This window comes from Streptomyces sp. NPDC031466, assembly GCF_055581265.1.
Map to the genome: position 1 here is coordinate 1 of NZ_JBVIJT010000021.1, position 10,967 is coordinate 10,967.

Annotated in this window: 8 protein-coding genes; 3 read left to right on the top strand and 5 right to left on the bottom strand. The window is 72.3% G+C overall.

The genetic code is table 11. The features are described from left to right. Positions 1-163: 163 nt before the first annotated feature. Positions 164-1,603: an MFS transporter gene (locus ACZ5GP_RS33835; RefSeq protein WP_468754500.1), complete on the bottom strand. Its 1,440-nt coding sequence runs from the start codon at positions 1,601-1,603 to the stop codon at positions 164-166. A gap of 30 nt (positions 1,604-1,633) precedes the next feature. Beyond that, on the bottom strand, positions 1,634-3,070 hold the full coding sequence (locus tag ACZ5GP_RS33840; protein WP_468754501.1) for an MFS transporter: 1,437 nt from the start codon (positions 3,068-3,070) through the stop codon (positions 1,634-1,636). 101 nt (positions 3,071-3,171) lie between these two features. Between ACZ5GP_RS33840 and ACZ5GP_RS33845 the strand changes: the two genes are divergently transcribed. The 3 genes from ACZ5GP_RS33845 to ACZ5GP_RS33855 are packed head-to-tail and all read left to right on the top strand — an operon-like array spanning position 3,172 to position 5,837. Further along, a complete protein-coding gene (locus ACZ5GP_RS33845; RefSeq protein WP_468754502.1) occupies positions 3,172-4,176 on the top strand; it encodes a helix-turn-helix transcriptional regulator in 1,005 nt (334 codons plus the stop codon). Between the two features lie 41 nt (positions 4,177-4,217). Then, positions 4,218-5,351, top strand: a complete 1,134-nt coding sequence (dusB, locus tag ACZ5GP_RS33850) for a tRNA dihydrouridine synthase DusB (protein ID WP_468754503.1) — start codon at positions 4,218-4,220, stop codon at positions 5,349-5,351. Continuing rightward, on the top strand, positions 5,352-5,837 hold the full coding sequence (locus ACZ5GP_RS33855) for a hypothetical protein (RefSeq protein WP_468754504.1): 486 nt from the start codon (positions 5,352-5,354) through the stop codon (positions 5,835-5,837). It abuts the gene before it with no gap. 119 nt (positions 5,838-5,956) lie between these two features. Here ACZ5GP_RS33855 and ppdK read toward each other — a convergent pair whose 3' ends face one another. From ppdK to ACZ5GP_RS33870, 3 genes are all read right to left on the bottom strand, one after another. Next, positions 5,957-8,710: a pyruvate, phosphate dikinase gene (ppdK, locus tag ACZ5GP_RS33860; RefSeq protein WP_468754505.1), complete on the bottom strand. Its 2,754-nt coding sequence runs from the start codon at positions 8,708-8,710 to the stop codon at positions 5,957-5,959. 326 nt (positions 8,711-9,036) lie between these two features. After that, on the bottom strand, positions 9,037-10,107 hold the full coding sequence (locus ACZ5GP_RS33865) for a GlxA family transcriptional regulator (RefSeq protein ID WP_468754506.1): 1,071 nt from the start codon (positions 10,105-10,107) through the stop codon (positions 9,037-9,039). After that, positions 10,095-10,742: an HD domain-containing protein gene (locus ACZ5GP_RS33870; protein WP_468754507.1), complete on the bottom strand. Its 648-nt coding sequence runs from the start codon at positions 10,740-10,742 to the stop codon at positions 10,095-10,097. The genes ACZ5GP_RS33865 and ACZ5GP_RS33870 overlap by 13 nt, the downstream gene beginning before the upstream one ends. Positions 10,743-10,967 lie beyond the last annotated feature (225 nt).

Below are 10,967 nucleotides of genomic sequence, written 5' to 3' on the forward strand. Positions count from 1 at the left end.
CGTCGGTGAGTTCATGTCGTCGCACCATACGAAACCACTTCCCACCCGAGCAAAAGATCCACCCAGCACACCAAGAGCCATCAGAAACGGCCTAGGTCCGGCCTCCCGGGGCGCTTTTCGCGCCGGGCGGCGTGGAGCTGCTGCCGCCCGGCGCCGGGAGGCGTCAGACCCGTACCGGTTGGGGCTCCCGCTCCAGTCGCTGGGCCGTCCGCTCCGCGGTGCCCCGGGCCCAGCGCCCGCTCGACAGCGCCCCGAGCAGCAGCACCGCGAGGCCGCAGCCCGCGATGATCCACCAGGCGGGCCGGCTGGCCCCGGCGAAGTCCCTCGCGTACGACGACGCCACACCCGAGGCCAGGACCGCGCCGATCACCGCGACGCCCAGCGTCTGGCCGATCTGGCGGCTGGTGGAGGCGACCGCCGCGGCCACGCCCGCCTGGGCGCGCGGCATCCCGGCCACCGCCGTGTTGGTGATCGGGGCGTTGACGAAGCCGAAGCCGAGCCCGAAGAGGACGTAGCCGACAAAGCGGGTCCCGCCCGTGTCCTCCGCCTCGAACGCGGCGAAGAGCACCCCGGACGCCGTCATCGCCACCCCCGCGACCAGCAGCGAGAGGCGCGGCCCGCGGCTGCCGACCAGCCGCCCCGACAGCGGGGCGCAGACCAGCGTCATGGCCGCCATCGGCAGCATCCACAGCCCGGCGTGCAGCGCGTCCAGACCCCGTACGTCCTGGAGGTACAGCGTCGACAGGAAGAGGAAGCCGGCCAGCGCCGCGAACGCGCTCACCGCGATCACGGTGGCCCCGGTGAACGGCGCCGACCGGAAGAACCGCAGGTCGATCAGGGGCTCGGCGCGACGCGGCTCGTAGCGGAGCAGGCCGAGCAGGGCCAGCAGGGCGGCGCCCGCGAAGGAGAGGATCAGCGGGGACGTCCAGCCGGCCGTGGGCGCCTCGATGATCGCGTACGTCAGCGCGCCGAGCAGCCCGATCACCAGCAGCTGCCCGACCGGGTCGGAGCGGCGCGGGTGCGGGGCGCGGGACTCGGGCACGTACCGCGTGGTCAGGAGGAGCGCGGCGAGGCCGACGGGCAGGTTGATCCAGAAGATCGAGCGCCAGCCGACCGAGTCGACGAGGAGCCCGCCGACGAGGGGGCCCGCCGCCATGGAGATGCCGACGACACCGCCCCACACGCCGATGGCGCGGGCCCGTTCGCGCGGTTCGGTGAAGGTGTTGGTGATGATGGACATCGCGACGGGGTTGAGCATCGAGCCGCCCACCGCCTGGACCATGCGGAACGCCACCAGCGACTCCAGGTTCGGTGCGAGCGAGCAGAGCACCGAGCCCAGGGTGAAGACGACCAGGCCCGCCCGGAAGACCTTGCGGCGGCCGATCCGGTCGGCGGTCGAGCCCGCGAGCATGAGGAGCGAGGCGAGGACGAGCGTGTACGCGTCGATCGTCCACTGCATGCCCGAGACGCTCGCGTCGAACTCACCGCGCATGGCGGGGAGCGCGACGTTCAGGACGGTGTTGTCGAGGCTGACGATCAGCAGGCTCATGCAGCAGATCGCGAGGACGAGCATCCGTCGACGGGAGGTGAGTTCATCGGCCATGTAAGTGACGGTAGCGCTCCGGGCCGCACTCTAGGCGAGCCGCCGCGGCAGCCGCAGACTCAGCAGCGCAAGCCCGAGCAGGCCCGCGAGCTGCGCCCCGAGTACGACGACGAACGCGTCCCGCATGCCGAGCCCCGGCACGAGCGCGAGGAACAGGGAGCCGATCGTCGCCACCCCCAGCGCCAGACAGGACTGCTGCACGGTCGCCGCGAGCCCGCTGCCGGCGCCCGCCCGCGCGGCCGGCACGGCGGCCAGGACGAGCCGGAAGTACAGGGCCAGTTCGACGCCCTGACCGAGGCCGCACAGGACGAGCCCCGGAGCGAGCGCGAGCGGCCCGAGCGAGGGCCACGGCAGCCACAGAGCGGTCAGGGCGAGCACCACCAGGCCCGAGCCGTGCGTGAGCGCCGCCACCGTCATCGCCCGGCCGCCGAGCCGCGACGCCAGCCGCGGGGCGAGGATCGAGGCGGCGAACTGCGCGAGGCCCATGGGCACGAGCGTCAGACCCGCCTTGAGCGCGCCGTAGCCGAGGCCCTGCTGGAGCGTCACCGCGCCGACGAACATCCAGCCGCTGAACCCGATGAAGATCGGCAGCCCGAGGGCGATCCCCCTGCGGACACCGGGCTCGCGCAGCAGCGACGGCGGCAGCAGCGGGCTGCCCCCGGTGTGCTCCGCCCGCCGCTCGACGGCCGTGAACGCCAGGCCCAGCGGGGGCGCGGCGGCCAGCAGCAGCACCGACCAGAGGGGCCAGCCGGTGGCCCGGCCCTCGGAGAGCGGCAGCAGCAGGGCGGTGAGGGCGGCGCCGAGCAGCAGGGTGCCGCCGATGTCGCCGCGCCGGGGCCGCTCGGCCCGGCTGTCCGGCACCGCGCGGACCGCGCACAGCAGGGCGGCCACCGCGACCGGCACGTTCACCAGGAACGCCATGCGCCAGCCGGTGCCCGCCAGGTCGGCGGCGACCAGGACCCCGCCGAGCACCTGCCCGAGGACGACGCCGAGTCCGCTGACGGAGCCGTACGCCGCGACGGCCTTCGCGCGCCGCTCGCCGCGGGTGGTCGCGTGGAGGGTGGCGAGGACCTGCGGCAGCATCAGCGCGGAGGCGGCGCCCTGGGCCGCGCGCGCCACCACCAGCCACCACACGCCGGGCGCGAGTCCGCAGGCCAGCGAGGTCAGGCCGAAGGCGGCGACGCCCCACAGGAACAGCTTCCTGCGGCCGTACGTGTCCCCGAGCCGCCCGCCGAGGACGAGCAGCACGGCGTAGGCCACCGCGTAGCCGGCGACGACCATCTCCAGGGTGGCGGGGGAGGCGCGGAGGTCGCGTCCGATGCCGGGCAGGGCGACGTTGACGACGAAGAAGTCGATGCTGGAGAGGGCGGCGCCGAGCAGGACCGTGAACAGGCCGAGCGGCGTGAGCGGGGCGGAGTCGGGGGCCGGGGTCGCGGGCGTCTTCGGTGAGTGGTTCGCGAGAGTCACGCCGACGACCCTCGTGCGGCCCGCGGAGGGGTACCAGAGCGTCTTTATCCTGGTACCGGACGCACCTGGAAACAGGATGGACCGTCCGCCAGGCTTGATCCGTGACCACGACCACGACCACGACCATGACCACGAGCACGACCATGACCGGAGGCGCGGCGGGGGCCGTCGCGCGGGGCGCTGCCACGGCGGGGGACGCCGCCGCGAGAGGCGCTGCTTCGGCGGGGGACACGGCCACGACGAGGGACGCCGGCGCCGACATCCGCAGGCGCGAACTCGCCGCCTTCCTGCGCAGCCGCCGCGAGCGGGTGACGCCCGAGCAGGCCGGTCTGCCGCGCGGGCCCCGGCGCCGCACCCCGGGGCTGCGCCGCGAGGAGGTGGCGCAGCTGTCGAGCGTGGGCGTCACCTGGTACACGTGGCTGGAGCAGGCGAGGCCGATCACGGTCTCGGCGCAGGTCCTGGACGCCGTCGCCCGCGCGCTGCTCATGGACTCCGGCGAGCGCGCCCACCTCTTCGCCCTCGCCGGCGCCGTCGACCCGCGCCCGGAGGCCGGACGCCCGACGCTCTCCGCGCCGGTCCGCCGGCTGATGCACCGGATCGCGCCCTATCCGGCCACCGTGCAGAACGGCCGCTACGACGTCCTCGCCCACAACCGTTCCTGGACGGACGTCTTCGGCGACTTCGACGCGATGGAGCCGCGCGACCGCAACTGCCTGTGGCTCCTGGCCACCAGCCGCCGCTGGCGCGAGACCTTCCTGGACCGGGACGAGATGCTGCGCGACCTGACGGCCAAGTTCCGCGGGTCGATGACCGAGCACGGCGCGGAGCCCGGGTGGAAGGAGCTGCGGGACCGGCTGCTCGCGGACTCGGCGGAGTTCCGCGAGCTGTGGGAGCGGCACGAGGTGGCGACGATGGTCCCGCACGTCAAGCGGTACCGGCACCCGAGGGTGGGGCTGCTGAAGCTGGAGCACCGCATGCTCTGGACGGCCCCGGTGGCGCGGGCGCACCGCCTCATCGCGTACGTCCCCGCGGACGACGAGACGGAGGAGCGCCTGGAGCGGCTCGCGGAGCTGTCGCAGCCGTCGTCACGGGCGCCGGGGGAGTGAGGGACAATAGAGGGTCCCGTCGTCCGTCCCGGAGAGCACCCATGCCGTCCCAGCCCCTCACGATCGGCCCGCACACCGTACAGCCGCCCGTCGTGCTCGCCCCCATGGCGGGCATCACGAACGCGCCGTTCAGGACGCTGTGCCGGGAGTTCTCCGGCGGCAAGGGCCTCTTCGTCAGCGAGATGATCACGACGCGCGCCCTGGTGGAGCGCAACGAGAAGACGATGCAGCTGATCCACTTCGACGCGACGGAGAAGCCGCGCTCGATCCAGCTGTACGGCGTCGACCCGGCGACCGTCGGCAAGGCCGTCCGCATGATCGCGGAAGAGGACCTGGCCGACCACATCGACCTGAACTTCGGCTGCCCCGTCCCCAAGGTGACCCGCAAGGGCGGCGGCTCCGCGCTGCCGTACAAGCGCAACCTGCTGCGCGCCATCCTGAAGGAGGCGGTCGCCGGCGCGGGCGACCTGCCCGTGACGATGAAGATGCGCAAGGGCATCGACGACGACCACATCACCTTCCTGGACGCGGGCCGCATCGCCGTCGAGGAGGGCGTCACCGCCATCGCGCTGCACGGCCGCACGGCCGCCCAGCACTACGGCGGCACGGCCGACTGGGACGCCATCGCCCGCCTCAAGGAGCACGTGCCCGAGATCCCGGTGCTCGGCAACGGCGACATCTGGTCGGCGGCGGACGCGATCCGGATGATGGACGAGACGGGCTGCGACGGCGTCGTCGTGGGCCGCGGCTGCCTCGGCCGGCCCTGGCTCTTCGGCGACCTGGTGGCCGCCTTCGAGGGCACGGGCGCCCCGCAGGCGCCGACCCTGCGCGAGGTCTCCCGGGTCATGCTCCGCCACGCGACGCTGCTCGGCGAGTGGATCGGCGACGAGTCGCGCGGCGTCATCGACTTCCGCAAGCACGTCGCCTGGTACCTGAAGGGCTTCGCGGTCGGCTCGGAGATGCGCAAGCGCCTCGCGGTCACCTCCTCGCTCGCCGAGCTGGAGGACGGCCTCGGCGAGCTGGACCTCGACCAGCCGTGGCCCACGGGCGCGGACGGCCCGCGCGGCCGCACGTCGGGCAACAACCGCGTGGTCCTGCCCGACGGCTGGCTGAAGGACCCCTACGACTGCGCGGGCGTCGGCGAGGACGCGGAACTGGATACCTCGGGCGGCTGAGTGGACGACGCCGTCGCGGACGACCACGCCCGGACGTCCGCGTACCTGCGCGTCGTCTCGGTGACCGCCGCCTCGCGGAGCCGCGACCGGGACCGCGCCCTCGTGGCCGCGATCCTGCGCGGCCCCAACGAGATGGGGGCGAAGACGGCGGTGGTCGCCCTCGTGGACGAGCTCGCGGGGAAGGCGACCGGTCCCGCCGAGTTCCGGCGGTGGGCGGACGAGCTGCTGCCGGAGACCGACCGGCTCAGGACGGAGGCGTACCGCGAGTTCATCCGCCGGCGCGTCGAGGACTGGCTGTTCCACCTGTCCGTCGAGGACGGCCACGTGCCCACGGCGACCGAGTTGGCGCAGGTCACGGACTGGATGCAGCGCCATCTCGCCGAGTGGTCGACGTCGCCGGCGGTGCTCGCCGTGGTCGCCGAGTCGGCCCGCACCAAGAAGACCCGGAACATCGCGAAGAACCGAGCCGGACGCCGTCCCCGCTGACCACGCCCGAACGCCCGAAGAGGCGGCACCCCCGCACAGGGTGCCGCCTCTTCGTCGTGGGCCGGGACCGCCGCCGCATCGGTACTGAGGGTCGGGGACACGGCGGCGGTCCCGGGGCTCTACCGGTGGTCGCTGCCCGCCGAGTGCGAGGCCGCGCGGCCCGCTTCGAGCCGGGCCACCGGGATGCGGAACGGCGAGCAGGAGACGTAGTCCAGGCCCACCTCGTGGAAGAAGTGCACGGACTCCGGGTCGCCGCCGTGCTCGCCGCAGACGCCGAGCTTCAGGTCGGGGCGGGTCTCGCGACCCGCCTTGACCGCGTCCTTGACCAGCTTGCCGACGCCGTCCTTGTCGATGGTCTCGAACGGCGAGACCCCGAAGATGCCCTTCTCCAGGTACGCGGTGAAGAAGCTCGCCTCCACGTCGTCACGGGAGAAGCCCCACACGGTCTGCGTGAGGTCGTTCGTGCCGAAGGAGAAGAACTCGGCGGCCTCCGCGAGCTGACCGGCGGTCAGCGCGGCGCGCGGCAGCTCGATCATCGTGCCGAGCGCCAGCTTCAGCTCGACGCCGGTGGACTCGACGACCTCCGCGATGACCTGCTCGGCCTCCTCGCGGACGATCTCCAGCTCCTGGACCGTGCCGACCAGCGGAATCATGATCTCCGCACGCGGGTCGCCCTTGGCGTTCTTCCGCTCGGCGGCCGCCTCCGCGATGGCCCGCACCTGCATGGTGAACAGGCCCGGGATGACCAGGCCGAGGCGCACACCGCGCAGGCCGAGCATCGGGTTCTGCTCGTGCAGGCGGTGCACCGCCTGGAGCAGGCGCAGGTCGTTCTCGTTGGAGTCCTTGCGGGACTCGGCGAGGGCGACGCGCACCGACAGCTCGGTGATGTCGGGCAGGAACTCGTGCAGCGGCGGGTCGAGCAGGCGGATGGTGACGGGCAGGCCGTCCATCGCCTCGAACAGCTCCACGAAGTCCCGCTTCTGCAGCGGCAGCAGCCCCTTGAGGGCCTCCTCGCGCTCGTCGTCGGCGTCGGCGAGGATCAGCCGCTCGACCAGCTCGCGGCGCTCGCCGAGGAACATGTGCTCGGTGCGGCACAGGCCGATGCCCTGCGCGCCGAAGCGGCGGGCGCGCAGCGCGTCCTCGGCGTTGTCGGCGTTGGCACGCACCCGCAGGCGCCGCACCCGGTCCGCGTACGCCATGATCCGGTGCACGGCGGCCACCAGCTCGTCGGCGTCGTCGGCGCCCGCGTGCATGCGGCCCTCGAAGTACTCCACGACGGGGGAGGGCACCACGGGTACCTCGCCGAGGTAGACCTTGCCGGTCGAGCCGTCGATGGAGACGACGTCGCCCTCCTCGACCACGGTGGAGCCGACCGTCATCCGGCGCCGCTTGGTGTCGACCTCCAGGTCCTCGGCGCCGCAGACACAGGTCTTGCCCATGCCGCGCGCCACGACGGCGGCGTGCGAGGTCTTGCCGCCGCGCGAGGTCAGGATGCCCTCGGCGGCGATCATGCCGTCGAGGTCGTCGGGGTTGGTCTCGCGGCGGATCAGGATGACCTTCTCGCCCGAACGCGACCACTTGATCGCGGTGTACGAGTCGAAGACGGCCTTGCCGACGGCGGCACCCGGTGACGCGGCGATGCCCCGGCCGAGCTGCTCGACCTTGGCGCTCTCGTCGAAGCGGGGGAACATCAGCTGGGCGAGCTGGGCGCCGTTGACGCGCTGGAGCGCCTCGGCCTCGTCGATCAGGCCCTGGTCCACGAGCTGCGTGGCGATGCGGAACGCGGCACCGGCGGTGCGCTTGCCGACGCGGGTCTGGAGCATCCACAGCTGGCCGCGCTCGATGGTGAACTCGATGTCGCACAGGTCCTTGTAGTGCGTTTCGAGGGTCTCCATGATCTGCATGAGCTGGTCGTACGACTTCTTGTCGATCTGCTCCAGATCGGCGAGCGGCACGGTGTTGCGGATGCCCGCGACGACGTCCTCGCCCTGCGCGTTCTGGAGGTAGTCGCCGTAGACGCCCTGGTGGCCGCTGGCCGGGTCGCGGGTGAAGGCGACGCCGGTGCCGGAGTCGGGGCCGAGGTTGCCGAAGACCATCGAGCAGACGTTGACGGCCGTGCCGAGGTCGTGCGGGATGCGCTCCTGGCGGCGGTAGAGCTTGGCGCGGTCGGTGTTCCAGGACTCGAAGACGGAACGGATCGCGAGGTCCATCTGCTCGCGCGGGTCCTGCGGGAAGTCCCGCCCGGCCTCCGTCTTGACGATCTTCTTGAACTTGGTGACCAGCTTCTTCAGGTCGCCGGCCTCCAGGTCCGTGTCGATCGTGACCTTCTTGGCCTCCTTGGCCTTCTCCAGCGCCTCCTCGAAGAGGTCGCCGTCGACGCCGAGGACGGTCTTGCCGAACATCTGGATGAGCCGGCGGTAGGAGTCCCACGCGAAGCGCTCGTCGCCGGACTGCTTGGCGAGCCCGGTCACGGACTTGTCGGAGAGCCCGATGTTCAGGACCGTGTCCATCATGCCGGGCATGGAGAACTTGGCGCCCGAGCGGACGGAGACGAGCAGCGGGTCGTCGGCCTGACCCAGCTTCTTGCCCATCTTGTGCTCCAGGGCGTCGAGGTGCGCGCTGACCTCGTCGCGCAGCTCGGTGGGCTCCTCGCCGCTGTCGAGGTAGGTCTTGCACGCCTCGGTGGTGATGGTGAAGCCCGGGGGAACGGGCAGCCCGAGGTTGGTCATCTCGGCGAGGTTCGCGCCCTTGCCGCCGAGAAGGTCCTTGAGGTCCCTGTTGCCCTCGGTGAAGTCGTAGACGAACTTCACCGCTTCGGTCGCCTCGGTCGTCTCACTCGTGTGAGCTACGTGGAGATCTTTGTTTTCCGACACGGGTCTCGACTCCTCGAGGACTCGGTGGCTGCCCTGACGGCGAGGAACATACCCAGATCGAAGGCGTCTGGGTACGTCCACTTGCGCGTCATGCGGCCGTAACCACCCGTCCGCCGCTAGATCGAAAGTGACTCAACGGTAGGGGCAGGGAGGAGACTGCGTTCAAGTCTTGAAGTGATTACCCCCGTAGACCCTGCTGAACGCTCAAACGAGCGGCAAGTTCTCAGATGTGAGTTCACGTCCTGAATGATCGAGCATTGGCACTGAGTGCCACCCCTTGGAGAAGTGCAGCCCTCCGACAATCGCTCATCTGAGCGTAAGATCGTTCAGGCGTGGCGAGAATCACGCTGCTCGGGGCGACCCGATATCGACATCCGGACGCCGGAACGGGACGCGCCCGCGCCGGCCGCGAGGGCCCCGGTGGTGCGAAAACGGGCGCGGTAGGCGGTCGGGGTGACGCCGAGCGTCTGCTGGAACACGCGGCGCAGGGTCTCCGAGGAGCCGAGGCCGGACTCCCTGGCCACCGCCTCCACGGAGTCGTTCCCCGCTTCGAGCAGGGCGCGGGCGGCCTCCAGCCGGACGGATTCCAGGTACCGGCCCGGCGTCATCCCGGTCTCGGCGCGAAACAGCCGACCCAGGTGGCGGGCGCTGACGTCGAGGTCCCGGGCGAGGGACGCCAGGCTGTGCGGGGCCGCCGGATGGGCTCCGATGCGGTCCATGGCCCGCCGCACCACGGGGTGCCCCGCCTCCCGCGGGGTCAGGCGCGCGCTGAACTGGGACTGCCCGCCGGGACGGGCCATGAAGACGACCAGCTCGCGGGCCACCTCCCGGGCGAGTCCCGCGCCGTGGTCCTCCTCGACCAGGGCCAGGGCGAGGTCGATGCCCGCGGTGACACCGGCGGAGGTGATGACGTCGCCGTCCCGGACGAAGACCGGGTCGGCCTCCACCCGCACCCGGGGGTAGGCGGCCGCGAGCTGCCCGGCCAGCCGCCAGTGCGTCGCCGCCCGCCGCCCGTCCAGGACGCCGGTCTGGGCCAGGACGAAGGCGCCGGCGCACACCGAGGCGATCCGGCGCGCCCGCCCGGAGAGTTCGCCGACCAGGGCGAGCAGGTCCGGGTCACCGACGGCCCGCCGCCAGTCGGGGCGGCCGGGGACGACGACCGTGTCCAGCCGCGCGGGCAGGCCCGCCGAGGTCCCGTCGACGCCGACGCGCACCCCCGCCGAGGTGCGCGCGTCCGCACCGGTCGCGGAGACGACGCGTACGTCGTAGTCGCCGCCGCAGGCGTTGGCCGTCGTGAAGACCTCCACGGGACCGGTGACGTCCAGCAGCTGCACCCCGTCGAAGGCGACCACCGCCACGACCCGGCCCGCCGGGCCGCCGGCCGCTACTCCGCCCACGGGGAGTCCAGGATCGTGCGCACGAAGTCCCCTCGCTCGAAGCCCGGCACGTAGTGCGCGAGGACGTCCGCCTTGACGTTGCCGAACGTCGTGTCCGGCTTGGGCCGGACCCCGTCGGTGAAGGCCGCGAGGATGCGCCGCTTGAAGTCGGGGCGCGGGTGCAGGGCGACCACCGCGGCGCGGTCCTCGGGCGCGAGATCGTGGTAGCCGATGCCGAGGACGTCGTACTCCACACCGGCCGTCACCAGCGCCACCTCCGGCTCCATGAACTCGGGGATGCCCGGCGTGGTGTGCAGGGCGATGGCGGTCCACACCCGCCGGATGCCCTCCTCGGGCACCTGGCGCGCCCGCAGGAAGCGGCGCGCCTCGTCGGCGCCGTCCACCTCGAAGCGCCGCCCGCTGTCGTGGAAGGGCCCGCCCAGGCCCAGATCGTGGAACATCGCCGCCACGTAGAGCAGCTCGGGATCGTGATCGAGGCCCCGCTCGCGCCCCTGGAGGCTGCCGAAGAAGTACACGCGGCGCGAGTGGTCGTAGATCAGGTCCGAGGTGCTGTCCCGCACCAGCTCGGTCGCCTCCCGCGCGAGCGCGGAGTCCGGCACGCGCACCCCTGCCGGGGCGGAGATCTTGTCCGTCATCGCATGTCACCTGGTCCTTCGGGTCGACTGTCCGCCGCTGCGGTGCCCTCAAGTCTCCGCGGCACGGGAGCACCGCGCCATGGCCGTGGGGCCACGTGTCCCACAGATACGGACACGCGCCCCGGACCGCCGCTAGGTCGTTTCTGATGGCTCTTGGACGGTGTCGCGGAGCCAGATGGCGATCGCTGCGACGGTGAGGGTGCCGTTGAAGATGTAGTCGCGTTT

Excerpts from the sequence above, each read along its gene's own strand:
- ACZ5GP_RS33835 (WP_468754500.1), bottom strand. The coding sequence starts at position 1,603 with ATGGCCGATGAACTCACCTCCCGTCGACGGATGCTCGTCCTCGCGATC.
- dusB (WP_468754503.1), top strand. The coding sequence starts at position 4,218 with ATGCCGTCCCAGCCCCTCACGATCGGCCCGCACACCGTACAGCCGCCC.
- ACZ5GP_RS33870 (WP_468754507.1), bottom strand. The coding sequence starts at position 10,742 with ATGACGGACAAGATCTCCGCCCCGGCAGGGGTGCGCGTGCCGGACTCC.